Origin of the sequence: uncultured Alistipes sp. (assembly GCF_963931675.1) — a bacterium.
Classification (GTDB): Bacteria; Bacteroidota; Bacteroidia; order Bacteroidales; family Rikenellaceae; genus Alistipes.
Window position 1 is genome coordinate 3297478 of record NZ_OZ007039.1, and the last position, 25505, is coordinate 3322982.

The window sequence follows — 25505 nt, forward strand, 5'->3', positions numbered from 1 at the left end:
TTGTTACTTTTTTAATCTGTCAAACAAGTTCTTAATCTTTCCAGTTTTGTATCCATAAGACCTCTTAATGAGTGTTCTAACAACCGTTGCTGCTGTATCTTCTTTGAATTTACAGTAGTTCTGGAAACATACTGTACCTAACGTAAATGGCTGGATCTCCACATTACCACCATTTATTTCATTGTCCTTACAAATCTTCTTCAAACCATTATAGAAACCTTGATAGTTCTCAGAGATATAGTTTCTCAGTTTTTCCTGCAACTCCTTGCCCACAGCTTTTGCTTTATCAACCTTAGTAATAAGGAGATATAAGCCATCTGTATCCTTTTTGAAAATTCCTGTTCTCTGGATATAAGCCACAGCTGCTTCTAGATAGATATTTTGAGGGAGGCCTTCATACTCTCTGTCCTCTGCACCATATTCTATCACAAAGAAATGAATCTTTCGATTATCAGTTCTGTTATCAATTAATATGTTGGTCAATGTCTTAAGAACATTCTGCTGCTCATCAGTCAAAGGCTCTCCGGCGTCTTGCTTATACATACATCTAACAAGCTCACCAGCAAGGTCTATACAAGTGATGGGATGCTCTTTTCTGTCTTCATCTTCGAGAATAAAGCCCATTTCATAAGTAGACGATATGGCTGTACCTTCGGGTAGTGTGCCAACAGCTCCATTAGTTTTGAACAGATTGGCCAATCTATTCATATAACCATAGCCCTGACAGTCTGGATCACGTTGCATACTCTTTGCGACCCTACCACTATTGGCAGAACTCAAAATTGCACCTAATGCACAACTTTTACCAGATGACGGAATACCCCAAAAGTAAACTTCTGTACATGGAGACTTTGTAATCTTTGTTATTGGTTTAGGAGCTTGGAATTTCTGAGGAGTGATGTTAGACATCATGTGTGCAATAAAATCGCCATCAATCCCCGCTCTTGAAAAGTCTGATATAATTCCGTTTTCCCACAACAAATTTGCAACCGTACCGCTAATGAAGTTATTATCCTCCGCGATAGCAGAAAGGAGGTCTTCTACACTAATTTTACCAGTATTAATATAGTTGACTATTCTATCATATATCGCCTTCTCTGGGTTATTGATTCTGGCATCTGTTCGTATTGCTTTAATCTGTCTAGCAAGTGCTCTAATGTCAACTCCTAGATATTGTTCTCTGCGCAACTCTCTTAAAAGGCGTGTGGCTTCTGCAAGGTAAGTACTATTAGGATGATTGTCTACAAAATTTTGCAGTTCAGGAATACTTCCTTTGTTAACGCTATCCCAAATCTCATCACTGGCGCCACTTTCCGCCAATTTCTGCAGTTCCTCAATTCTATCACGGGCAGAACTTCGATATTCGCCTTCTGGATACGAATCAAGGTAATTTTGGTAAGCCTCTTCTGTATTAATGCGTTTGGCTTCTTCCCAGTCTTCCTCCTCGCAGTTCGCAAATTTCTCTGCAACCTGATCCTGTATAGACTTCTTTACTGGTGTACCTGCTTCTCGAGCTGCATCTCGAAACTCTTCAAAACTCTTTATTCCGGCCTGTTTCAAGGCCTTTACTAGGTCATCGATGTTGTTGCTGTACTCATCGATATTATCAAATATAGTATCTAAATCAATCATATTATTGGAATTTTTCAATTACATAGTGAATGAACCGTAATCGCCTTCGTTTGAAGAGGAATCATCCTCAATACTAAATGTCATATCATCTTCAGGGCGGTCAATTTTGCTAGTTTTCTTAGCCTTTTTGCGTTTAGGTGTATATGAGTCACCTTCAGAGCCAATGAGTCTAAATGTACTTTTGGTATTTCTACTTTGAATGATGTACGGGAATAAAAGCAATATGTATAGTAGAACACCAATACCAATTGCAAGCATTGATGGGGTACCCATTGTTGTGTACACAGAGCGTAGATTATTTAGGTTCTCCTTAGCTTTTGTTACGCTTGGGTCAGATGATGAGAATGGTTCGACTCCATTAGGCTCGTCTGACATAATTTTACCAGAGAATTCACTTAGCGAGTTATTCCAATTTTCAATAGCACTTTCTATTTTTTTGATGTTGCCAATCATAAAAACATTCCATACGGTTGCTCCTGATGCATTATCAATCCACTTAACAGCAGATTCTTTCAAAGCATCATAATTATCAGCAATCAACTGAAGCCTAAGGGCCTCAACTTCATTTGTACGATGAACGATCTCCGTTTTATTTTGGGCCAATTTCTTGTCGTACTCTTTTATTCTATTATTTGCATAGGCCTCATAAGACTCGAACATACCCTTTGTTGTCTTTATGGACTCTGAGAAAGTCGTTTCCACCTGACTTCTGTTATCAAAAACCGTCCAGAAATGGGCATATGGAACCATTACCGCAATAAAGAATAATGGCGCAGAGAAGAAAAGAATACGCTCAAAAACAATCTTTCTGCTAAATTTCTCATCTGCCCCTTTCAAAATTTGAGGTATGATGAAAAATATAATAAGTACAAGATCGATTATCAATACACCCAACCCCGCATATAGGAAATCTCCATCAGTCAAATATGTGATTCCCATAAATGAGACATAACTGATAAATATCAGTGCAACAAATGCAATGATATGTCCCCATGAAAATTTTAATGTTTCATTAATTGCCATATATCTTCCTTATTTATTTTCAGGTAATAATTTTTCAAGTTCACTTATCTTCCTCTTATAGGATTCTATTAGTTTTCTAATGGCATCGTAATCTGTTCCATCATTTTCATCTTCAGATGTTGGCGGAGTTGTTTTACCATTATCATTTCCCGGATCCGTAGGACTTGGTTTGTTCCCAGGGATCTGTCCATCTTGGCCTGGCGTTTTACCAGTATCCCCAGGAGTATTGCCACCTACATTACCACCTGTTTCTCCGGGATTATCATTAATAGGTGTTTCTCCATCATTTGGATTATTGCCAGAAGAGCCCCCATCTCCAACATTAGGATTTGCAATTTCGTTATTGGCATTACCATTTGTATCCGGGAGTTCCGGTATCACGCCTGTTTTCAACGCTATTAGAGCATCGTCCACTTGAATCATTGGTGGCATATAATCAGAAACTCGCTCACCTGTTGCCTGTAAAATATGAAGCACTTCTGTCACCGAGATATCTTGGTTTAAACTCTTCATTAATGCTACCGTACCAGCAACTATTGGAGCTGCCATACTTGTACCATCAAATACGGCATATTCATTCACGGGTATAGAACTATAAATGCCCTTTCCTGGAGCAGAGATGTTAGAACCTCTACCATAATTGGTGAAGTCTGTACCTTTTATCTGCCTATCAACAGCGGCGACATTTACGGTGAAATTTGTTCTATTCTCTGGTGGAATGTTTGCGAGTATATTGTCATTACCTACTGCAAAAACGATTATAACATTATGCTCATTTGCGACATTAATAATTCGTTTCCACACACGCTCTTCATTTTTGAATTGAGTTTTAGCAATATAATCCTGGTCAGGGAGAGGTAGTATATCTAGTCCTCTAAAATTCGGACCAATAGATACATTTACCACATTTGCTCCATTGTGGATAGCATACATTATTCCGCTTGTTACTGACGAGAATGTACACATACCATTGTCAAATACCTGTATTGGCATTAGTTTACATTTAGGCGCAACTCCAGATACGCCTTTGTCAAACATCTTATCAGAGCCAACTGCCAATCCAGCTACGTGTGTACCATGTCCCTGGCCAACACTTAATCTATTATCCTGAGTAAACACATTGTAAGGGCTTACAATTCTTCCTTTAAGGATATCATGTGTTGCATCAATACCATCATCAACAACTGCTACGGTGATATTTGGGCTTCCCTTAGTAATTTCCCAACCTTCTTCTACATCAATTGCATCAAGATGCCAGCCGATATTTGCTGTATCCGTACTAATATCGCCAACAATGGTAAAAATTGACTCATCAACTATGAAAAACTCATAGTTTGGAAGCTGTGCATTCAAACCCTCTCTAATAGCGTCTCGCATATTTTCAGGAATAAGAATCTGTATCATTGGCACATTCTTATCAAAGCCAATGACTTGACACTCATTTTCTGAATATATCTTAGAAAGGTCTGATATAAACTGTTCAAGGTCTACATTCGCATCTTCAAAGTATATATTTAGCCTATTTGCAACAATATCGGGCGCCCCAGGATTTGAAACAATAGGAGGCTCTTTGCCGTCATCCCCTACGATAGGTGCTACGACATTATTATCAGGCAACTTGCCATCATCACCAACAATACCCTTGACAGGTCCATTGTTATCAATAACACGCCCGTCATTTGTCTCAATTACAGGTGTAGGCTCTACTGGGCTACCGCCTTCACATGATCTTAAAAGCCATGACAATAAGAACAGCAAAAGTAATAGGAGTAACAACCACAATAGCCACTTTAAACATCCTTTACCTGTAAACCAAGCCCAAAGGCGTTTATACCAAGGCAATTCCTTCTCATATTGAGCGGTAAATGTTGTATCGCCATTCAAAGTGTAATCAATAGGTGACTTATCCCAACCTATAAACTTATAACCTCTTTTGGCTTTAATTGCCGGAGTATTATCATTATTAAATATTGAACCATAAGGCAGTGTAAAGCAATCTGTACCCTCAATTGAACCGTGTTCACCAGCGACAAATTGACATGTTACATTATCTCTATTGAAGATAGCAGTGAAAGTTGCATCCTCATAGATAGCTCCTAAATCGGGCTGAATATCCCAGCCAACGAAAGAATAACCGTTATTAGGTACAGCCGATGGAATTTGCATTACATCTAGATATGTCCCCTTCTCTATGGAGCATTCAGTTGTTCCACTCAATGAGCCGCCAACACCTGCTAAGAAGGTAATATGCACATTTTCTTTTTCTGCGGGAACATCATCTTCAATAGGTACCTCATCATATAGTGCTGTAAAAGAAAGAGGCCCATTAACCTTCATACCCAATGGATTTGGATCCCATCCCTTAAATACATATCCCTTCTTAGGAGTTACGGTAGGCAGATCAATATTTGATAATGTGGCACCATCAGGGCGACTAACAACCCCAGCTAATTTATCTGTAAGAGTGCCATTTTCTCCTACAATAAAACGTACTTTGTGATTGCTTTGAATCTTTAAATCATGTATTACTGCACCCTTCACGACATGTTTGTGAGAGTCAGGCGACATACCCCAAGCAACTACTACTACTTTTTCATCATAGCAGAACATAAAGTCCTCATCAATATACTTGAGGGCACCTGTTAGAATCTGCTTATCCTCACCTGTCAGATTTTTACGTACTTTTTCATATGCTGCAATTGTTTTTTCCTTTATCGCAGCATACTTAGCCTTATCAACATCTGATAAATCACTATATGCACACGGTGTATGATTCCACTCGCGCACATACCATAATATCTGATCCTCATCTGAATATATAGGATGAGCTAGAAAGTCTCTATATTGAGGCTCTACATTCTTCTCAACTACTGAATATACGCTGTCAAATCTCTTGTACAGCGGATCGCGACCGATTCCTTGGAAATCGGTAAAATCAGTAACCTCTGTGTAACAGAGTTTTCTCTTGCCATATAGAGTATGTTCTGCCATATACTTAATTATTTATATATAGGGTACTGCTAGTGTCAATTATGTCTTTAATAGCTGCATTTGCTACTGGATCAACATGGGAGATATCACTGGCGAATAGTAATCCTATCGTAATAAAGTTCTCCCAACGCTGGTAACTATCCCAGAATGGTAACTTTTTTAGTGTCGCTAAATCAATGCGAGAATTGTTCATCTCATCTCTTGATTGATCAAGAGCCGAAAGGACTTCTAATAGAGGCTGAGGCTTTATATTCGAACTTGATGCTGCCGGGGACAAATCAATCTCCAAATGGCATGATTTTGCCTTTTGTGCAATATTTGCCATATCCTTTTCTGACATATATTCTCGACCTACTGTGCTAACAAAGTTATTTAATGTCAAAGAGGCATAATCAGCTATTGCATTAGGGAGTCCATTTCTATCAAAAACATCGTAATATCTATTTATCTTATCCGAAATAGCTCGCTTAACACCAAGTTTGTTCAATAATGTTAGAATCATGAATGCTATCTCATCTGCATGAGGAAGCACATTTCCCATATTTTTTACTTGTTCGTTAATATGGTTGTTCCAATACTCAATGATGTGTTTAGCGATAACATCTGGGACAGTGGCTAGTAATTCACTTTCATCAGATATTACATCCTCTAATGTGACACCCATTTCTGCAAAGAACGATTTTAATTCACTCTCCTTCTTATTGTATCTCTTGCAGAGTTTCTGGATATTAGTAGACTTATCATCGTTAATATCAATCTCACAGAATGCACGAATCATCTTAATAGATGACACGCTCTGCGGTTCCTCAATATGACGAACTATGATGTCGTATGCAATGGTTCGAATGTCTGCAGACGATACCATCAAATCATCAATGATACGACCAAATCTTTCAGGTTTTTCACCAAAAGCAAATTCAGTCCTTAGTTTAATGTCTCCTGTAATTTGGCGGATTCTCACATTGTTTTCTTCCTTGTCATCAGACTCATAGTAAACGCTTAACCTATTGATGATTTCATCGCGTATTTCTATAAGTTGCTGCAAGTATCGTTCGTGTCTTGCGTCATCAAGTACTTCGGCGATGGCATCAAGATTCCTAATGATAGCCTTAGAACCATCATTGTTAATTGTTGCTACATCATCCCAAGCTTGTTGAGGTTTTGCAAAATGCTTTTTAACAAAGGGATTTGCAAGGAAACTTTCTCTCAAATCGTCAAAATATCCCGGGTATTCATCGAATATATGGACGCTACTCTCGGTAGTTCCCTTTTGCTCATTATATCCGTCAAACACTTGGTTTTTAGAGGACCAATAAAAGTCTCGAAGCAAATATACATTTTGGAAGCAAGGAGATGTAAATGAGCCTCCTAGAGACACCCATTCATCAAGCCACTTCTCGGGCTCAATAATTTTTGGAATTGTTGTATTGAACCTTGCCCAGTGGTTGTCTAACTTTGAGGCTGCTTCAGGCGTATCATTCTTCGTTTTTTCAAGGTCGATGTTGAACTTTGTGCAAATCAAAAATAGAGGTGCAATACCATTAGTCCTTGATAGTATATTGGCTCTAACATCAGGTGTTTCTCCGATGTTATCCTCAATCCAATTATGTATAGATGCTCCAATTGTAGGTTCAGTCTTTTGGTCATTATGATGACAGAAGAGTACTGAACTAATCTTCAAGGAACGAGAGTACTTATTAAACAAATAGGCAACCTTTCCTCTTCGAAGAATCGTAGGCAGAACTTCTCCCAGCTGCTGTTCCTTGATTTTTTCTCGGGATCTTGCACCTGGGAAATCCAATAAATCAATTTTCTTTAGGAATTTTCTTTCTGTTGCGATTTCCTCTGGCAATACAAATGTTAATTCTCCAATTAAAGCAGAGAGGTATGCTTTACTGAAATCTTTTGCAATAAGTTCGCCTTCACGATTATATACATCCGTATAAAGGACATCATTATTAGACTCTTTATGAATGCCACATACAGAATCAAGCCAATCAATCTTAAGCAATGTGCCTTTATCTCTTAGGACTGCGTCAAACGGTACATACACTTCAGTTGAAAAGTCTAATTTTTTGTACTCGTTAATAAGGGTACTGAACAATCTGTTTAACTCTGGATTATTATTCCATATAAGGCCAAAAATATTAACCCAGTTATCGCTTGCTACGTAACTAATAATAGGGGCAATAATTTTGCAAAAATTTGACTTGCAAATATTTGCAGCATTATTTCCAATGATATCATTGAGATAATCACAAATATCTCTAATATCATCCTCTGTAATGATATTGTGAGCCGGCGACTTACCGCTCCACAATTCTTTCATTTGAGACAGAGAATTATCTATATCAGTGTTAAGCATAACACTATCCGTATTAATCTTAACATCGTTATAATAAGAGTCTGCCAATAAAAGAATGATATCGACTACTGACAAGTTCGTGATTTTCACATAGTCAGCCATCTTTTTATTACTTTGCCTAATTGTAAAACGAGTTATAACACCAGTAGATTCCTGTTTGGTATTATTGCCTCCGCTAGGATTAATCTCATCAATAAAGCTATAGCGAACGCCATCGTTCTCAATAACAAATGGTGCATCAGGCGTTGACAGAAGGCTACTCATCAGATAGGATTTTCCGACCTGACTCTCACCATATGCTGCAGCAGAACAGTTCTCTGAGAGAGCTTCTCCAATTCTTCTCAGCTTTCTGCGATAATTCTTAAACACTTCCCGTGGGAATGAGTCTTTCTCGTATTTATCTGCCCAAGCAACGGATTGCTTGATAACTTCGAGGTTAGTAATTATATCTTTAGTCATATATGCCAAATTCAATTTATTCAACCATTAAAAATCAAATGCTCCAGAATCCAACCAATACTGATCATCAACACCCAAACTCTGAATGTGAATCTCAATACTGCTATCAGACAATTCAACTCCATTTCTATCTTCGATAGAGCTAATAGTTAGATTCTCCTTATCTTCAGGATCACGGTCTATCGTAATCTTAAATGGCATTCGTTTTTTGAAACCCTCTACCTCGTCATTCGCCATTGACTGAACAGCTGCATCTGAAGGATTATTCCCGTTATCCAATGCTTTATTACGAATTTTGTTTACCAATTTCATATAGTTAAAGTCAATGGAATACAGCGCCCTTGACGGATAACTGGTCAAGCCGAATTGACGAACATTTAAGATATCAGGGATTCGGCTTACAGTCAGTTCTCCCTGCAACTTATCAGGAGTAATTAAGTACTCAATAGGCTGGCCATCTCTTGAGGCTTCAATATAGTTGACCGTAGACTTCAGATTGCTCTTGAGTTTCTCCAAATTAATGGAGAACTTATCAAGATTGGAGTACTCGGAAGCATAATGGCCAATTACACCTCCCATAGCCACTATGGTCTTTGGATTGGTGATATATCCAGTGTTTTGACAGAAAGGATACCAATCACCAACATAGTAGTTGTTTAGAGTTATAAGTCGATTTGGCGATACAGGATAGTACTTTAGGAAGATGTTTCGTATTGCTGGTAACGATGACGGTCTTCCTGACAGTAAAATCACATCACAGGAATAAGCAAAGAACATTGTGGCAATCTTCTTCAAAAGTGGTTCAAACTCCTTTGAAATAATATCGGCTACGAACTCCTTATTGTACTCCCAAGTAAGAGATGTGATGTCTATTCCCATCCTTCTCTTAAAGTCGTCTATTACGCGTTGGTTAGGTTGGTTAACCTTAAATACATCGTCATACTTAACTATACAACTACAGCTATCATTTGATGCCAACTCCAAGAAATATGTCATCAACGGGATAGAATACTGTATATTGAAATCGCGCCTTGCAATGCGATCGGCAATAGTTTGACCATTATAATCTGGGCCAAAGAAATTCTTAATCTTTTGCCTATACTGTATTGGGTCAAGACTACGAAGAGCCTTGCGGAAAGCACTATGCTTTTCGTCAAGCAACATCACATTCTTGACTAAGGCCTTGAGCATATCATCGCCTGCAAAATAGAAACTATCGTAAAACTTTGGATCCGGGGTAATGGTAGTTAAGTCACCTTTTGTGTAAGAGTATTCGCTAATCATCAAATCGGATGTACCTGCTCCAATATCCAATGAGCCAACTGTAAGTGTAGGTTGCTGATTACCATCAACAATCTTTCCGTACAAATTGAAGAACTCGCTACATACTCCTTTGTATTTATGTCCTACCTCGCCATAGATATACACTAGTTGAGCACATGTTGCTTCATCATAATACCACGAGCCATCATTATCCTTCATTGAGCGTACAGCTGGTATGATATCGATGACAGGAGTGCCCTTACCGTATATAAATTTGCCCTAAGTACATGACAAAAATTTGAATACATCAAATTTCGGGACATAAATTGGTCGAAAAAGCACGTTGGAGATTTCCTCCAAGCCGTACTTTACTAAAGATTTGGCTTTACGTCCATGTTTCAATGTCTTTATAGGCTTTACGTTTTCATCTTTATGTTCCCCAACGAGATACGCCCATACAAGAGCAATACAAACCATTGCCAGAAGTCTTGCAATCCGCTCTGTGTCGCGCAAATGCGTGTCTTCGATATTGAATCCGGAGGATTTCATAGCCCGGAATGCGGTCTCGATCTCCCATCGCCTTTTATAAGTGTCGACACCCTTTTCCGGGCGTTTGAAGCAGATGAGGATCTGAAGTTCAGGCACACCGTCGGAGTTCTTGATTCGGCTTCCGGCAAGATAAACGTACTCACCTTTGTGCAGGAAAAGCTTGTAATAAAATCTTTCCTGCCCCACTTTCAGGGAATTGAAGAGCCACCATGCACGGATTCTTTCCCCTGTGGAAGGCTTGACAAGCCAGAAATTCTGCCGGATCCGGATATAATATCGTATATGATTGCGGTTGAGCCAACCGATCCAATCCTTGCCGACAAACTCCCGGTCGGCAACAAGAGAGTCGATGCATTCGGAGCCGAACAGCCGGACAAATCGTTCAACGATTGCCTTGCGTTCCTTCCAATTGGAGTTCCCTTTCTTAGGCAGAAGGCTGAACATCAATGGGAATGCAATCCCCTTGTATGCCACGCCGAGCATGAGGATGTTGATGTTGAAATCACCGAACTTCCAGTTTGTACGGTCCATGCTCAGCACCAGCCCTGTCTTGACGGGAAGCAGAGAGTATATCATCTGCGCCACAAGGTCAAAGTTGAGGGCGTACTTGGCTATGAATCTTTGAATGCGGCGAAGGTTGGAGTCCCTTTCAACAGAGGTTGGCATTGCCGCCGCGAGTTTATGGAGGCTTACGGTCTGTACTACACACAGGGCATGGAGCATGAAAGCCATAAACTTTATGCGGGCCAGATTCATCGATTTCCCAAAATGTTCTTGCATCATCGGAAGGATTTGGTTAACTTTGCCCAAGTCCTTAAAGTCAGTTGTCTTCATACGAAAAAGCGGGCAAACTTTTCTTTAAAGATACTGATTCTTAGGGACTTTTGCAAATATAAACAACTAATAATTAGGCATATAACAACATAATTTATATTTTGTCATCTACTAAAAAATTTGCCATACAATGTAACTGCATCTTTAGCACACTTCACAAGAGCCTCTCTCTCAATCTTGGACATTGCGGTCGGGCAAGTAATAATTATTCGCTTTATCTTGCGTGGAACTGTTTTCCAGCCAACATCAATTCGATATGGTTCACTATTAATCTGGGTATTAGCCTGCGAGAGCATCTCCAAGAAGGCAAAGGTCATAAGGCTTCTTCTAGAGTAATGTGAAGAGCGCCCACCATCAGTGCCTGTCACATCGATTCGCCCATCGCTCATAAGATTGGAACTAATGCCTCGAATATTAAGTATATGGTTAGATTCTTCACCTGGAAGAACTAAAAATTCCCACTCCTTTTTGCTTGGCTTATTATCCCACAAGTATCTTTTAGGACTTGAGTATGTCGACAATGTCTCCTCTTCCCATGCTGAACTGCAAGCGCGATGTATAAGGGCACTTGCTTCCTGGCCAAGTCTGATAAAGCTAGGATACACAAATTGCTTGCTATCGTTAATGCCAAAGGATCCGAAATCAACTCTTCTAAAGGCTAAACGCATGTCGAAAGGTTCGTTGTAGGAGCGGATACGGACTTTGTCATCTTTTTCCTGTAACAAATCCGTGTAATCAATTAAACTCAAAGGCTTAACTTGATTAAAATTCGAATTATCTTCAATCAATAATGCAGTAGTTCTAGAATTGCCAATATCTATTACCATATCAACATTTCTCACTTCGACATCTTGGTCTTTATACAACTTTATAGCTGGGAACAATTTGTTTTGAGCCAAATAATTCACCAAGAAAATGTAAGATGCAATGTAAGACATCTTGTGAGTATTTGCGCCCTTGATTTGCGACACACTGCTGAGTGTAGGATGAACTAATTTGAAAATATACTCATCAATATAGCTCCAATTCTCCTTTGGAGAACAATAGTCCATTAAGAAAAACTCGTTGTCACACAAAGCAAAATTCATCTCAGAGCAATACTGATCAGGGAAAACCGGAAACTCATTATATTCATTAGACGAATAACCAGCTCTTGTATCAAACGCGAGAATAACATCGTATTCAAGTTCAGTTTTACCTTCACTTCTAGGCACAAACTTAACTCGAGACCAGTTCATTGGGCTAAACTTAAAGCGCTTCTCTGTTCTTTTGAAAAAGTATGGAATAGGAATCCATTTATTCTCAAAATTCTTTAATGCGTTATGTTTGTCAGAGAAAGTCAACTTATATAGCTCGCCTCTGACTCCGTTGCACATTTCATCATCAATCTTGAGAGGATTGATTCCGTCATTTCGCAATTCTATAGGATCGTATTCGATTGTTGGGTCGTTCAGATAGCCTCCATCGAATAATTCGTGCTTGTCGTAAAACAAAACATTATCATCGGTAGTAACTTCATGAGCAAGGTCCAATCTCCATTGCCCATTACTTGTGTCGTACCATTCTCGGAACCACATTTTAAATTTATCCTGAGTATTCAATTTCAGCCTGAATGTCAACAATTGAATACCTGAATTCGCTATCAATGAGAAGCTGTTCATATTTTTTATTTTTAACTAAACATCAATTGTTATGATTTTTGTATCTCCTAACAGGAGATGAATGTTTCGCATATGCATTTGTAATATAATGTTTTAGCCTTCAATGTATTAAAGTGTAATTAAACATGTCCCACATTGTACAATAGATTTTTAATACAAACATTTATTTTTGTCCGTTTCAAATGCTCCCAAATGGAGTATTTTGCGTAATTTTGCACTATGGATTATTGTCTCCTGTTAGGAGATTGACCATTTTGCTTAACTATTTATAGAAAGCTCTACAAAAAAGGAGTCCGCTCCCGAACTCCTCTAAAAAGCAGCAATCATAGCTTTCATAATAATTTCAGTATTTTCTTATTGGCTTTGTCTATTACTTGCGTTTCCAAAGAGGCCAGATATATCTGTGTAGTACTCTCTGAATCGTGTCCCATTCCTTCGCTGATTACAGATATTGGAATTCCCTCATCCCTGGCAATGCTCGCCCATGAGTGGCGTGCAACATACATTGTTAAAGGCAAAGTCAAACCTAACTCTTTGCCAATCGCTTTTAAGTTATGATTTATAAGTGTCAGGGCATTATGATACTGTTTTCGGGTATTTCCGGTTGGCTCCTTTATTATTGAGAGAAGAAATGGAGAACTCAATGAAGAGTATTGATCCACAATGTTTTCCATACAATCCTCCCAACGGATTGACAGTAATTGTCCCGTTTTCTTTCTTCGGTATGTAAGCACATTATCTTTCAGATTCTTTTTCTGTAAGTATGCCATATCCACAAATGCCATTCCTCGTGTGTAGAAACTGAACAGGAACATATCACGGGCAAAACTCTTGGATGGAGAATAGCTCAAATCCAAATCTTTCAATTTACGAACGAACTTCAACGGAATAGCTCTCTTTACAGTCTTTTCTGATGAAGTAAACACCTTCTTAAATGGATTCTTATTCTCTACATAGCCATCTTCCACAGCATTATTATATACCGCACGCAAGCGTTTCATATAGAAAGAGATTGTATTGGGAGCCAATTCCTTCGCTCTTAAATGATACTCATACGAAATAAGCATTTCCGAATCAATATCATCAAAACAAACATCTACACCTTCTCTAAACTTCCTAAAACTGTTAAGAGTCGCTTGATATGTTTCACTTGTGCGATGTTGTCCTTGTCTCCAGAGTTTAGCAATCATTTTCTCCATATACGAAAACAAGGTTATTTCAAATGATTGCTTATGAAACTCATCTACAATCGTATCAACGGTAAATGGAGAATCTGAGATGGTCAATTTCTTTACAATGCGATTGAAACATTTCTTGTCGTATTCTATATGGCTCTGTACATACTGTAAATAATTTACACGAGACGAGTCATCATCCTTAATGATAAGATCTTCCAACTCAGGATTCCATTCACTTTGGGTAATTCGGAAGTTCGTTGCAACTTGTCGAACTTTTCGCATATAAATCACTTGGTAGTATAGACTACCTGCTTTCCCCTCAATAGTTGAGGGTCTGAACTTTAATTTTATAGATACCATAGTATATTCTATTAATCTTTGTTTTACAATAAGAGCCTCCACTCGATTGCTTAAGGGAAGGCTCTTTAAATAACGGCTACGGGATATACAGCAATTGAAACTCTCTTTTTCTGCGGCGTTCGATGCTGGGGATAGGCTTACCTTTATAGCAACGGTACGAGATATACTCCTCATAGATATCCCTGTCGCCGGACTCTATTTTCTTGATAAGGTTACTCTTCGGGCGTTTGCCATAGCCAAGCAAGCGTGAATGTCCCACATTGTAAGCCAAAACCGTTAGTAGCAATTATCCAAACCCCAGCATTATCCTAAAAATATAGTTTTTTATTCTGTAAATCATTCTGTTATAGGATGAATAGGTTTGGATAATACATTCCTATATCTTTGCTAATGGCACTAAAGCCAATAGGAAGAATATGAATATAGCACAGTTAAAATTAAGCCAGAAGAAGTTACTGGACAACCTCGTTTCCCGTGGTTATGACATTCAGTACATCAAAGGAGTAAAATTTGTTTTAAGACTTCTTTTTGAACATGAAGGATGTTTTCATTCGTATGAACAGTTTGCAGAAAAGTTTATCCGTACAAGGGGATATACAAAAGCGACATTGGATCTTAGGATGATGCATTTACGTACTATCCAAGCATATGATGAATTTGGGCACTACCCGGACAAGAAGTCCTTTGTTCCGTTATGCTATCCTTCCAGGTATAATATGCTTAACCCCAGTTTTCGGAAAGTTATAGACATTTATCGGAAGCGTGCCGCAGAACATAAAAAGAAGTCCACAGTAAAAATGGAAACCGATGCCGTTACAATGTTCCTTTTTGAGATGCAAAAGTTCCACGTCTCTTCATTGGATGAAATCAAAGAAGAACATGTTTTGTCCTTTTTCCTTAAAGAAGAACAGCAAAAGCGTTCAAGGACATATTGCGGTCACATAGCGTCAGCCCTTAAAGAGTTGGGGGATTTATACGACATGAAAAAAGTATTAGGTTATTTCCCTGATTTGAAATATGAAAGGAAAAACTTCAACTATCTTAAGGATGATGAAATCAATGTGATAAAAAATGCTTTGTCAGACTCTAACAATATTTTGACTTTCAGGGAAAAAGCTATAGTTTCATTGGCTTTATATACTGGCATAAGAGGATGTGACATTGCCAACTTGAAATTGACAGACATAGATTGGAAGAAGGAACGAGTCAGCTTCGTCCAGGAAAAGACTGGTAATCCGATAGTGTTGCCCCTTCTTCCCCATGTTGGAAACTCATTGTTTGATTACATACGGAATGAACGGGACAATGAGGCCGGATCCGTGTATCTGTTTCCCAACAAGAAGAATACGACAGAAAGGTTGGAGAACAAAAGTATCGGCACCATTGTCAATACAGTCTTTGAGAAACTAAACCTTAGAAAAGGTGAATCCGGGCGTGGAGTCAGCGTATTTCGGCACAACCTCGCCTCTAAATTACTTGGTAAAGGTACCGAGATTAGGGTCATCAGCCATATTTTAGGACATATCTGTTCTTCATCTATAGTCCCATATATAGATGCTGACATCCCTCATCTGAGAGAATGCGGAATCAATATTGAATGTTATCCAATAAGAAAGGAGTTGTTCGAATGAAAACAGATTCACATCTACCCCAATTTGCAGATTTGATGTCTGAATATGTCAATTTCATCTCCGGTATCGGAAAATGTGACTATATAACCCGCATATACCTGAACTCTTTCGCCAAGTACTGTATGAATCATGGCGGAGTGCTGTCGGATGATATTATCTCCGGATGGGCATCAAGGACAGATAAGGAAAGCTATTATACAAACCGTAACAGATGCATTATTTTGAGGCGCTTCATCCGTTATATCCGGTCGAAATATGGGGCACCGTTCAAATTGCCATCATATCCTCCGGATATAAAATACACACCTAAGCCAAAGCGTATTCCTGTTTCAGAACAGCCATACTCTTATTCCGCAATATCCCATATAGTCAAGAAATATGAACTTTACAAAAGAGCTTCTGGGAAATTCAGTAGGCGGACAATGGACAAGATTCGCCGTTTCAATGACTTCTGCGCTCAAAATTATCCGTCAGCCGAAGTTCTTACAGAAGAAATTGTCCTTGATTATTGCAAGAAGAAAAAAACGGAATCCGCAAAGTCATGCAATAACAGAATTGTAGGTGTCAGAGGATTTCTGAAATATGCGAATAGCCGTGGTTTTGTAAATATTCCTCTTCCATCCACCATTCCAAGAGTCAATGTCACATCATTCGAACCACATCCGTTTACTCCAGAAGAGCTTGCAAGATTCTTTAATGAAGCGGACAATCTCGAACCTCCAATAAATTGCCGTGACATGAGGGCTGCGCTTATGAAAGTGGAAGTTCCGGTCTTTTTCCGACTTTTGTACAGTACAGGGATGCGTACAACAGAAGCCCGTCTGCTCAGAGTAGAAGACGTAGATTTGCAATCCGGTGTTATAAATATAAGATACACAAAGAGCATAGATGAACATCGGGTTGCCTTGCACGAATCCATGTGGTCGCTATTGCAGATGTATAATGTCAAAATGGAAAATCTCATGCCCGGAAGAAAGACATTCTTTCCTAACGAGTATGACAAACCATATTCCGGAGAATGGGTAACGGCAAGTTTTAAGAAAGTATGGAAGAAAGTCAGTACGGCACACGCAAGAGCATATGATTTTCGCAGTCACTATGCGGTCGTGAACATAAACGGTTGGGATCACTGCGGCATTGAATGGATGGACAAACTCTTATATCTCAGCCGTTCCATGGGACACCGTTACATTCAAAACACATTATATTATTACAGGCTTGTACCGCTGTTTGCACACCAGTTGGAAAATCTAACAGGATGTGGGTATGAAGAACTTTTGCCTGATTTAAACGACTATTTTGAATATGAAGACTAAAGCAGAACATTCAATTATCGCCGATGCCATCCATGAGTGGCATACGGTCTATCTTCCGTGTATAAGGAATCTGAGCCATAACGCTTTAAAATCATACGGAGAGGGAATGGGAATCTATATAGACTTCCTTGAATCCTCAAAAGGAGTCACATCAAATACCCTTTGTGGGGAATGCTTCCGTAAGGACTGGATTGAAGAATGGATTGCGTGGCTGAAAGAAGTAAGAAAATGCAGCCCGCAAACATGCAATCATCGCCTCTCCATATTGAAAAATTTCCTCCGTTTCCTTGCGCACAAGAAAATCCAATTCATAAAATATGATTGTGATGCCGCTGAAATAAAAAGAATGCAGCAACCTAAAAAACAAGTGGAAGTAATCACAAAAGATACAATCAAACGGATTTTTGCAAGCATCAATACACGTACATTGATAGGTAAGAGGGATTTTGCCTTGTTCAATCTTCTATATAGTACCGGAACAAGAATAGATGAAATATTATCATTGAGGCTGTCGGCACTGCACCTGGATGAAACGAAAGGTTACATTCTTGTTTTGGGTAAAGGGAATAAACAACGTACCATTTATTTGTTGAACAGCATGGTAAGAATACTGAGACATTATGTGAAGTTGTTCCATCCGGCAAATCCGTTACCTTCTGATTTTGTATTTTTCCCCATATATGGCCATGCAAACAAAAAAATCACTTCAGAAGCGATTAGCAAGCGGTTGAAAATGTATGTTAGGATTGCGTCTCAGGGGCTACTTGAAATTCCTGTAGATTTTCATTGCCATAGTTTTCGGCATGCACGGGCTACCCATTGGTTGGAAGACGGTGTAAACTTGGCGCAGATACAAAAACTATTGGGGCATGAGAGCATTGAAACGACAATGAAATACGTAGGAGTTTCATCAGAACAAATGATACAAGCTTTATGCTCTATGGAAGACAATCTGACTTTAGGCGTTGAAAAGAAATATAAGAAAATCAGAAATAAAGATTCATTAGCAACAGTTCTTGGATTGAGATAATACTTAGTAATAAATGAGTGACTGTTCTTGAATAATGGAACAATCACTCTTTATTATCTGCCACCAAAATATAACAATTTACTGATATTCAATATAGTAAAAAGTCAAGTTGGGATAATATTTTGGTTTGGATAACTTTTGTTATCCGAAATTTCGGATAAGAGCAAAGCATCTTTCCCATACTGTCGGAAATACTTATATCGCTCCAATAGGTCGGCTCTGAGTAACGAATCCGCTTGTTCCTCGGTAATATCGGCTGTCAAGTTCTCATGTGGCAGAAGTTTGTGCCCGTAACCAATGTATGGATAGTGTTTTGCCGAGTGCCACCCCTCAAACTCCTTGATGAGTGCTACTGCCTTATCGAACAGTTCCGCAGAAATCTCCTTTGGCATCGGTGGCGAAGAGTCGCCACCTCGTGTCTGTGCCTTGGCATATCCGCAAAGCAGAGTCAGACATATAATCATTAACTTTATTCTCATAGATTCTCTTTTAGTGATTGGTTATGGAGGCAGACACCCGACAAGCGAGTGCCTGCCACCGTTGTTTAAGGATTGAAATTGATTGGAGAAACGATAGTTCCTATGGGAGTAATCGTGTTGTCCTCTGTGGTATCCTCTTCCTCCTTTGCCTCGTTATTGAAAGTGAAGGTTAGTTGATAGAGCTGGTCATGGTTATCCTCGAAATAGACATCTATTGTCTGCTGATCCTCACACTCCGAGGTGTAGTATAGACGGAACACATCTCTGTCAAGCGGATAACGGTCATTAGGTAGCAACACCATACCGTCATCCATTCTCAATGTGCCCTCGCCATCGGGCTGGAAGTAACGGATTGTGTAGCGAGTATCGGAGAAATACCCCTCACGGACAATCTCACAGCGTACCTCTGCTGTCTCGCCCTGTACCAATCGCTTGGGTACAGGCATTGTCTCAACCGTAAAAGGATAGGCTTGCTGAACATCGAGGTCATCCTCGCAAGATGTGAAGCCTAATACAGCGGTCATCATGGCACCGCAAACCATCATATAGGAAAATAACTTTTTCATAACGCATTTAATTTTAATTGATAATAAATTTGACACCTAAGCCGAACTGAGTACTGAACTTGCCGAGTGAGCCACCCCAGAGGACACGCTCACGCACATTGGCAAGCAGGACAATACGGTCTGTTATATAACTCTCCAATTCAAGGGTAATGGCACCGCCATAGATAAAGGCATCCTTGGCAAGCAGCGTAGAGCCGTCATAGAGCATCTTATCGCCCCAATTCACCGTTTCGTAGCCTGCCAATGCAGAGCCACCGATGGAGAGGAAGAAGGTCTTTGTAGGATCGGACAGGAACTTCATGTAGTAACCGCCCTCGGCAGTGAACTGGGCACGCGGAATGGATGTACCCCGATAGTCGTAGTTCTTGAGCAGATACTCTGCACCCACCACCCAGCGGTTAGCCTTCTTGGTATATCCCGACATCGCTATTCCCGTGTAGTAGTTAAGCGGAGATTTAGAGCCATTCACAAAGCCACCTCTGAGTTCCACACCCTTCATCTTCGGGAGATAACGCTGGGCGTATGCCTGCCCTGACGAGAGGGCAAGCGATACGACTGCAACAAGTAGAAACAGATACTTCTTCATAGCTACTTCACTTTAAGTTCGTTAATTACCTTTGCTCTTACGATGTCCTCACTCTCCACGGTGAAGGTCTGGTGTCTGCCACCGCTCTTCTCGTGCATCTCCACCACAAGCACCTTGTCGGCAGGGATGGTGAACTTATCGAACACGAATACGGTACGCTCATCCTTGTTGCCTGCAACGGTTGTGGCATAGTCATAGGCACGCAGAGGGAAGATTACCTGCTCCTGAATGGCTGTACGCTTCATTACCTGCTTATCCACAATCTTGAAGGTCACGAAGTCCACCTCGTAAGGCACATTCGATGTATTCTTCACCTGCGTATGGAAGTAGAGCAAACCATTGTGGGTGTATAGTCCACGCAACAGATACTGGATGCCGAACGCCTTGCTGCCGATGTGCTTGATGTGGCGTTTGTTGTCCTTGTGGATAGCCTTGCTGATAAGGTGTACCAACTTCGGCGACTCACTGCCAAGCTCTTGCAAATAGATGTCGAGAGCATTGTTGGGACGGTTCACCTCACTGCCATCGTGAATAAAGTCCTTCATCTCGATATTCAGGAGCAGAGGCTCATCGGAGTACTTCACATTGAAGGTGTAGAAACTGCCACTTTCGGTAATCACCGACATATTGGTCTCATCGCGGAAGTTCTTGACTGTAGCCTTCACACGAATCACATTCTCCGAGCCGTCGGCCTTGCCAGCGATAAGGTTAGGCGAGCCAAGATCGACATAGCGTACTGCCGCAGGGAAGATGATGTGAGTAGTCTTGTCGTATGTCACCTCCAAGCCGTAAGGCGGAATCATACGGTCAAAGGTCAGTTTCTTTGTCAGACCGTGATAGATGTCGCCATCCTCCTGCTGCGGATAGATGTCCGTAGTGAGGGTTACATCACCGGCTACTGTGTTAGTTACTGCGGTTGAATCAACCGACTGTGCATTGGCACTTACAACGCCCATCGTGAGGGCAAGCATTACAAAAATCTTTTTCATGTCTTTAATGTTTTAATAGGTTATTGATTGTTTTGATAAAGCATCAGGGTATATCCTGATTTGAGGTGTACCTTCTCTTCACGCATCTTCTTGGAGATATACTGCGACACGCCCTGTATGGCACCACGACCTACTTCGGATAGCAGTTGGTCTCCGGCAGACTGGTTGGTGATGGATATGCTCGTTCCGAGGTTCTGTCCCAGATTTGCCGCCATCTCCTTTGCTGCACTCGCCTCCATGGAGCCGGGGATGAAGATTCCCGCCTGTCCGTCATTGTCGTGGACGGTAAGTTCTACGGGAATGATCGTTCCGTTATGCTCCACCTGAAGAATCTCGATGTCGAGCCTTTCGCCTTTGATGCTGCCTTCGCCCGTGATAAGGGTGTTTCGTGGCAGTACATGCTTCCCGACACGCATCGCCTCCAAGAGCCTAAGTCGTACGCTTTGACCGCTCGTGATCGTCTGGTCGCCATGCACACACGCCTTGATGGTGTTCCGTGCTGTCTGCTTCGGTGCTTCGCCTACCGCAGTATGAAAGCCACCGCCTACAGATTGCGACAAGCGTGCTATCATCACCGAGTCGCTCACAGGCTGAGCCAGTGCCGACACTACGAGAGTCGTTACATGACCTACGGGCTGTGCTTTCGCCTTGCCGCTTTGTGTGGTGCTTTCCACCTCTTCGGCTGCGTCCTCTGAGGTTGTAGGCGTACCTCCGGGCATATACTTCGCCGCAAGCTCGTATGACTTCTCCAAGAGTGCCACCTGGTCGGCATATGTCGGCTGACTGTTCTGCTGTTGTGCCATCGACTGCTTCAGCTCCTCAAGCTCCGCTTTCAGAGCCTCCTTTTCGGGATCCTCACGTGGCTGCTCGTAGAAACTGCCGAGTGTGGCGTTGATGTCATTGTAGGCAGATGTGGATGTGGAGAACGAATTGCTCCGACTGCTGCCACTTCGGTATGACGAGCCACCGCCACCTATGTATCTCGGCTCTTCGGGTATCTCGACCACCCCTTCCCCCTCGTCATCGGTGGTCATTGCGGTGAAGTCCTCAAGGGTACGCATCTTCTGCTCCTGCTTGACACGCATATCCTCCAGTTCGTAGGCTGCAATCTTATCGGCCTCGATGCCTGCACCTCGCGGGTCGGGAAGTTCGGCGTTGAAGCCTACCTTCTGCTGTTCAGCCTGTACCTGCTCCTTCGATGGTTTGAAGATGAAGTAGAATGATACAAGGCATAGCATAACCATTCCGCCATACACAAGAATTTTCTTGATTTGCTCCTTTCTTTTCAGAGCGTTTGCATCGTTACTCATAGCTCTCGGAATTAAATTGGTTAAAGAACTCTTCCATCTCCCGTATCTTCTCATCCGAGAGGCTGTCGGCAGGAACTGCCTCCTCCTCGATAATCAGGTTGGTAGCAGGCGGCTCACTTCTGACATACTCCTCATACCTGTAATCGGGAGCAGGCATAAAGATTACATAGAGGGCAAATCCCATATACGCCAGCAAGAGGCCGTAGATGATAAGGCGTTTTGTCTTTGATGTCTTGTTGTTCCAAGACTTGTTGATTGAATCCTTGATTCTCTGAATGTACTTTTTCATCGCTGTAAATGTTAATGGTGAATAATTAGGTTATCTGTCATAGACTCTCAGGTCCTTGTTCTCCACCACTCGGAACGCCTCGAAGATGAATCCGTGAGGATTGTTGTCACTGCGTGTGGAGTTGAGAAGTCGTCCTTTGGTCACAAGGCTACGCTCGGTGATACTCTTCTCGCGGATGATAGATAGTCGTGCGTATGTCACCACCTCGTAGGGATAGTGGTTGAAGTTGCAGCTTATGCTATCCACCTCAATACGCTGTGTTACATTGCCCGATATGATACGGTTGTAATATCCCTGCTCCGCAAGGTCGCTGTAGTGCTCATATGCCGAGCGGTCGCTTAGGAACATTGCCCTCTGGATATTACCCTCGATGGCACTCTTGTCGGGTGCAAGCGTGAAGAAGAGTTCGTGGAAACGCTTCACATGCTCCCTTGCCTCCACAGGACGGTTCTGCTCCAAGTCCTGAGATAGAGCCAGCATCAGCGACTTGCCCTCGTCAAGGACATATATCTTCTGTCGTTGTGCCTCGGCAAAGCTGTATGCCTTCCAAAGGGAGAAGCCTACAAGCGAAGCACAGACAAAGAGGTAGGCAATGCCGAAGAAGCGTATCTGTCTGAAGCCGGTCTCGATGTTTTTAAGTGATTTGAATTCCATTTGAATACTGTTTAATAGGTTATCGTTTAAGTAATCTTCCTGCGATGTTGCCGATGGCGGCACCTGTTGCACCTGCTGCGATGCTTCCCGTGCGGCTTGCTGTCTGGGCCACGTTCCTGCCGTAGTTACCTGCACCGCCGCCTGCCTGGATTATCCAGTTGGCCACTGTCGGAATGGTGAAATATCCGATGATGCCGATAATGAGGAAGGTGATATAGACCGCATTCGACCCGTCAGGGATGAAGTTGGGATCGGACAACTGCTCGATGTCCTTCTGTAGCATCAGTACCTGTATGCGTGCAAGCACGCTGCTGAAAAGGTCGCTCACAGGCAGCCACAGATAGATACTGATGTATCGGACAAACCACTGCGTGAGTGAGGCGTGGAAGCCGTCCCAACAGGCTATCGCAAAGGATATGGGTCCGAGTATCGAGAGGACGATGAGGAAGAATGTTCTCAGCGTGTCTATGACAAGGGCTGCGGCATTGAACATCAGTTCCAACAGTTCACGGAAGAAGTTCTGAACAGCCTTTTTCATATTGTACATCGCACGATCCACATACATTCCGCAAGCCTCAATAGCATCCAACGCTCCCAGTTCATCGAGCTTGTTGTCAAAGGACTCCTTATCCACAAGGTAGGCTGTTTCGGGATTGCGTTTCATCGCCTCAAACTCCAACTTGTCCTTCTGCCTGCGATACTCGTTCATATCGAAGGTCTGCGTTTCAAGGATTCTGTGCGTTCCCGTCACGATGGGCGACATCACGCTGTTGAGCGTGCCCAACACCAATGTCGGAAAGAACATGATACACAGTCCGAGAGCAAAGGGACGCAGGAGCGGAAAGACATCTATAGGCTCGGCTCTTGCCAACGACTGCCAGACACGATAGGCGACATAGAAGAGAGCACCCAATCCGGCAAGTCCTTTGGCGACACCCGTCATCTGCGAACAGAGGGGCATCATATCCACATACAGACTCTGGAGTATCTGATGCAGATTGTCAAAGTTTACTGCTAATAGTACCATAGTCGTAGGATTTCAGGTTTACCAATAGCGTTCACTCGGCGATCCGTAGAGGGACATCACACGGTCAACATCGTTCTGTTTCTTAGCTCTTAGGTAGGATACCCCGATGTTCTTGTTGGTGTAGTACTGCACAAGCCCACGGTACTGGAGCATCTCGCTGTAACACTTGTCGATGATATCCATACGGTCCTTGTCGCTCATCGAGAGTCCATTCTCATTGACCACCGATTTAAGGTCATTCAAGAGGTGGGCACTCTCTTCGAGCAGTTTGGTATATCCCAGAGCAATGGCACTGAGTTCCTCCACCGTGAAGTAGGGGTCGTTCAGCATACGCTCAAAGCTGTTCACATAGATGTCGGTGATGTCGCCTACAAGCAGGATTGTCTGCTGTACCTTGCGTGCATCGCGGACAAGGTTCTTGACCTTCTTCAGAGCATCGTAGTACTCCTTTCCCTGTTTGTAGATCTTTACAGTCTCCTGGAAGTTCTGAATCATCGTACTTGCCGTAGAGGATGTATGCACGATGTTCTTCGTGGCATTGATGATGCCTTGTGCGAGGTTGCCGGGGTCTGTCACCACCCACTGCGCCCTCGATGTCTGGCTGACAAAGAGAGCCACCAAACAGAGCATAAAAATTTTCAATCTCATACTGTTACGAATTAAAGGGTGAATACTTAATCATAAATCATAGTCCCATCTTGCGACCTTTAGATTTGGGCTTATGCCGGATATGCTGCTTTCGGGACGGTCTCTCCTCGGAAGAGTCGCTCTGCCTCTTCTTCATTCCGTTGAAAAGTTCATCAGCATAAGGTCTTCTGCCTGTCATCCTGACAAAGCGGGCATCGAGTTCACGATATGCCTTTTCAGCCTTGGCGGAACACTCTTCCGAAGAAGTCCTCCTGTCAATACCATACTTAGCAAGGAAATCGGGACGGATATGGATGGTGTCGTGAACATTGTCGGGGAAATGTGCAATCTGCTCCAACTTCTCCAACTCCTCGTTCAGTTTATTGAGATAAGGCACGGGAGGGCGTTCACAGATACTCTCGAAGATATTCTCCACGGCTCGTGTCAGCCTTGCATCCACCTCAAGCACATCGGGTATCTCTCCCGTTGCTCTTTTCTGCCGATAGATTGCAGGATCCATATCCTCCAACTGATGATACAGACGGTAATCTTCCGTAAGTCCGAAGTAATCCTGCATCGACTGCGGAATATTCCAATTCTGCATCAGTGACCAATAGAGGCACGAGATGACCTCTTGGCATCTCTTCTCGTCTGATTTTAAGTTACTGTACATACTTCAAATGTTT

21 protein-coding genes and 1 pseudogene are annotated in these 25505 nt (G+C 41.8%); 3 read left to right on the forward strand and 19 right to left on the reverse strand.

Annotation, left to right across the window (positions count from 1 at the left end; genetic code table 11):
- Positions 1–3 precede the first annotated feature (3 nt).
- From ABGT65_RS14085 to ABGT65_RS14125, 9 genes and pseudogenes are all read right to left on the reverse strand, one after another.
- On the reverse strand, positions 4–1632 hold the full coding sequence (locus ABGT65_RS14085) for a hypothetical protein (protein ID WP_346702998.1): 1629 nt from the start codon (positions 1630–1632) through the stop codon (positions 4–6).
- 18 nt (positions 1633–1650) lie between these two features.
- Entirely contained in the window at positions 1651–2655 is a 1005-nt protein-coding gene (locus ABGT65_RS14090; RefSeq protein WP_346702999.1) for a hypothetical protein, read from the reverse strand.
- A gap of 9 nt (positions 2656–2664) precedes the next feature.
- Positions 2665–5646 carry a S8 family serine peptidase gene (locus ABGT65_RS14095; protein WP_346703000.1) on the reverse strand — a complete coding sequence of 994 codons (2982 nt, stop codon included), beginning with the start codon at positions 5644–5646 and terminating at the stop codon, positions 2665–2667.
- 4 nt (positions 5647–5650) lie between these two features.
- Positions 5651–8470 carry a virulence factor SrfC family protein gene (locus ABGT65_RS14100; protein WP_346703001.1) on the reverse strand — a complete coding sequence of 940 codons (2820 nt, stop codon included), beginning with the start codon at positions 8468–8470 and terminating at the stop codon, positions 5651–5653.
- Between the two features lie 27 nt (positions 8471–8497).
- The gene (locus ABGT65_RS14105) at positions 8498–9952 is read right to left on the reverse strand and encodes a virulence factor SrfB (protein WP_346703002.1); all 1455 of its coding nucleotides are present in this window, start codon (positions 9950–9952) and stop codon (positions 8498–8500) included.
- Between the two features lie 60 nt (positions 9953–10012).
- On the reverse strand, positions 10013–11116 hold the full coding sequence (locus tag ABGT65_RS14110; RefSeq protein ID WP_032528339.1) for an IS4-like element ISBf13 family transposase: 1104 nt from the start codon (positions 11114–11116) through the stop codon (positions 10013–10015).
- Positions 11117–11220: 104 nt separating this feature from the next.
- Complete coding sequence (locus ABGT65_RS14115; RefSeq protein WP_346703003.1) at positions 11221–12777, reverse strand: virulence factor SrfB; 1557 nt, start codon at positions 12775–12777, stop codon at positions 11221–11223.
- 332 nt (positions 12778–13109) lie between these two features.
- The gene (locus ABGT65_RS14120) at positions 13110–14315 is read right to left on the reverse strand and encodes a site-specific integrase (RefSeq protein ID WP_346703004.1); all 1206 of its coding nucleotides are present in this window, start codon (positions 14313–14315) and stop codon (positions 13110–13112) included.
- A 76-nt stretch (positions 14316–14391) separates the two neighbouring features.
- Positions 14392–14601 (reverse strand): annotated as a pseudogene (locus tag ABGT65_RS14125) (glycoside hydrolase); the annotation flags it as partial.
- Between the two features lie 130 nt (positions 14602–14731).
- Between ABGT65_RS14125 and ABGT65_RS14130 the strand changes: the two are divergent.
- The 3 genes from ABGT65_RS14130 to ABGT65_RS14140 are packed head-to-tail and all read left to right on the forward strand — an operon-like array spanning position 14732 to position 18292.
- The gene (locus ABGT65_RS14130; RefSeq protein ID WP_005642464.1) at positions 14732–15946 is read left to right on the forward strand and encodes a tyrosine-type recombinase/integrase; all 1215 of its coding nucleotides are present in this window, start codon (positions 14732–14734) and stop codon (positions 15944–15946) included.
- Positions 15943–17262 carry a tyrosine-type recombinase/integrase gene (locus ABGT65_RS14135; RefSeq protein ID WP_005642462.1) on the forward strand — a complete coding sequence of 440 codons (1320 nt, stop codon included), beginning with the start codon at positions 15943–15945 and terminating at the stop codon, positions 17260–17262. The genes ABGT65_RS14130 and ABGT65_RS14135 overlap by 4 nt, the downstream gene beginning before the upstream one ends.
- Entirely contained in the window at positions 17252–18292 is a 1041-nt protein-coding gene (locus ABGT65_RS14140) for a tyrosine-type recombinase/integrase (protein ID WP_005642461.1), read from the forward strand. The genes ABGT65_RS14135 and ABGT65_RS14140 overlap by 11 nt, the downstream gene beginning before the upstream one ends.
- Before the next feature lie 104 nt (positions 18293–18396).
- Here ABGT65_RS14140 and ABGT65_RS14145 read toward each other — a convergent pair whose 3' ends face one another.
- From ABGT65_RS14145 to ABGT65_RS14190, 10 genes are all read right to left on the reverse strand, one after another.
- Positions 18397–18771 carry a hypothetical protein gene (locus ABGT65_RS14145; protein WP_346703005.1) on the reverse strand — a complete coding sequence of 125 codons (375 nt, stop codon included), beginning with the start codon at positions 18769–18771 and terminating at the stop codon, positions 18397–18399.
- A gap of 65 nt (positions 18772–18836) precedes the next feature.
- Positions 18837–19337, reverse strand: a complete 501-nt coding sequence (locus ABGT65_RS14150) for a DUF3872 domain-containing protein (protein WP_346703006.1) — start codon at positions 19335–19337, stop codon at positions 18837–18839.
- Positions 19338–19350: 13 nt separating this feature from the next.
- Positions 19351–19923, reverse strand: a complete 573-nt coding sequence (locus ABGT65_RS14155; RefSeq protein WP_346703007.1) for a conjugal transfer protein TraO — start codon at positions 19921–19923, stop codon at positions 19351–19353.
- Positions 19924–19925: 2 nt separating this feature from the next.
- Positions 19926–20912, reverse strand: coding sequence for a conjugative transposon protein TraN (traN, locus tag ABGT65_RS14160; protein ID WP_057327270.1), 987 nt, complete (start codon positions 20910–20912; stop codon positions 19926–19928).
- 20 nt (positions 20913–20932) lie between these two features.
- Positions 20933–22222 (reverse strand): conjugative transposon protein TraM, encoded by a 1290-nt coding sequence (traM, locus tag ABGT65_RS14165; RefSeq protein ID WP_346703008.1) that lies wholly within the window; start codon positions 22220–22222, stop codon positions 20933–20935.
- Entirely contained in the window at positions 22215–22511 is a 297-nt protein-coding gene (locus ABGT65_RS14170) for a hypothetical protein (protein WP_346703009.1), read from the reverse strand. The genes traM and ABGT65_RS14170 overlap by 8 nt, the downstream gene beginning before the upstream one ends.
- Before the next feature lie 30 nt (positions 22512–22541).
- Complete coding sequence (gene traK / locus ABGT65_RS14175) at positions 22542–23165, reverse strand: conjugative transposon protein TraK (protein WP_007664650.1); 624 nt, start codon at positions 23163–23165, stop codon at positions 22542–22544.
- Between the two features lie 19 nt (positions 23166–23184).
- Entirely contained in the window at positions 23185–24192 is a 1008-nt protein-coding gene (gene traJ / locus ABGT65_RS14180; protein ID WP_057327273.1) for a conjugative transposon protein TraJ, read from the reverse strand.
- An 18-nt stretch (positions 24193–24210) separates the two neighbouring features.
- Positions 24211–24840, reverse strand: coding sequence for a DUF4141 domain-containing protein (locus ABGT65_RS14185; RefSeq protein WP_025018902.1), 630 nt, complete (start codon positions 24838–24840; stop codon positions 24211–24213).
- Between the two features lie 37 nt (positions 24841–24877).
- Entirely contained in the window at positions 24878–25492 is a 615-nt protein-coding gene (locus ABGT65_RS14190; protein ID WP_346703010.1) for a hypothetical protein, read from the reverse strand.
- Positions 25493–25505: the final 13 nt, after the last annotated feature.

What these genes read in the sequence shown, in the direction of transcription:
- ABGT65_RS14085 (WP_346702998.1), bottom strand. Translation starts at nt 1,632, where the DNA reads ATGATTGATTTAGATACTATATTTGATAATATCGATGAGTACAGCAAC.
- ABGT65_RS14090 (WP_346702999.1), bottom strand. Translation starts at nt 2,655, where the DNA reads ATGGCAATTAATGAAACATTAAAATTTTCATGGGGACATATCATTGCA.
- ABGT65_RS14095 (WP_346703000.1), bottom strand. Translation starts at nt 5,646, where the DNA reads ATGGCAGAACATACTCTATATGGCAAGAGAAAACTCTGTTACACAGAG.
- ABGT65_RS14100 (WP_346703001.1), bottom strand. Translation starts at nt 8,470, where the DNA reads ATGACTAAAGATATAATTACTAACCTCGAAGTTATCAAGCAATCCGTT.
- ABGT65_RS14105 (WP_346703002.1), bottom strand. Translation starts at nt 9,952, where the DNA reads ATGAAGGATAATGATGGCTCGTGGTATTATGATGAAGCAACATGTGCT.
- ABGT65_RS14110 (WP_032528339.1), bottom strand. Translation starts at nt 11,116, where the DNA reads ATGAAGACAACTGACTTTAAGGACTTGGGCAAAGTTAACCAAATCCTT.
- ABGT65_RS14115 (WP_346703003.1), bottom strand. Translation starts at nt 12,777, where the DNA reads ATGAACAGCTTCTCATTGATAGCGAATTCAGGTATTCAATTGTTGACA.
- ABGT65_RS14120 (WP_346703004.1), bottom strand. Translation starts at nt 14,315, where the DNA reads ATGGTATCTATAAAATTAAAGTTCAGACCCTCAACTATTGAGGGGAAA.
- ABGT65_RS14130 (WP_005642464.1), top strand. Translation starts at nt 14,732, where the DNA reads ATGAATATAGCACAGTTAAAATTAAGCCAGAAGAAGTTACTGGACAAC.
- ABGT65_RS14135 (WP_005642462.1), top strand. Translation starts at nt 15,943, where the DNA reads ATGAAAACAGATTCACATCTACCCCAATTTGCAGATTTGATGTCTGAA.
- ABGT65_RS14140 (WP_005642461.1), top strand. Translation starts at nt 17,252, where the DNA reads ATGAAGACTAAAGCAGAACATTCAATTATCGCCGATGCCATCCATGAG.
- ABGT65_RS14145 (WP_346703005.1), bottom strand. Translation starts at nt 18,771, where the DNA reads ATGAGAATAAAGTTAATGATTATATGTCTGACTCTGCTTTGCGGATAT.
- ABGT65_RS14150 (WP_346703006.1), bottom strand. Translation starts at nt 19,337, where the DNA reads ATGAAAAAGTTATTTTCCTATATGATGGTTTGCGGTGCCATGATGACC.
- ABGT65_RS14155 (WP_346703007.1), bottom strand. Translation starts at nt 19,923, where the DNA reads ATGAAGAAGTATCTGTTTCTACTTGTTGCAGTCGTATCGCTTGCCCTC.
- traN (WP_057327270.1), bottom strand. Translation starts at nt 20,912, where the DNA reads ATGAAAAAGATTTTTGTAATGCTTGCCCTCACGATGGGCGTTGTAAGT.
- traM (WP_346703008.1), bottom strand. Translation starts at nt 22,222, where the DNA reads ATGAGTAACGATGCAAACGCTCTGAAAAGAAAGGAGCAAATCAAGAAA.
- ABGT65_RS14170 (WP_346703009.1), bottom strand. Translation starts at nt 22,511, where the DNA reads ATGAAAAAGTACATTCAGAGAATCAAGGATTCAATCAACAAGTCTTGG.
- traK (WP_007664650.1), bottom strand. Translation starts at nt 23,165, where the DNA reads ATGGAATTCAAATCACTTAAAAACATCGAGACCGGCTTCAGACAGATA.
- traJ (WP_057327273.1), bottom strand. Translation starts at nt 24,192, where the DNA reads ATGGTACTATTAGCAGTAAACTTTGACAATCTGCATCAGATACTCCAG.
- ABGT65_RS14185 (WP_025018902.1), bottom strand. Translation starts at nt 24,840, where the DNA reads ATGAGATTGAAAATTTTTATGCTCTGTTTGGTGGCTCTCTTTGTCAGC.
- ABGT65_RS14190 (WP_346703010.1), bottom strand. Translation starts at nt 25,492, where the DNA reads ATGTACAGTAACTTAAAATCAGACGAGAAGAGATGCCAAGAGGTCATC.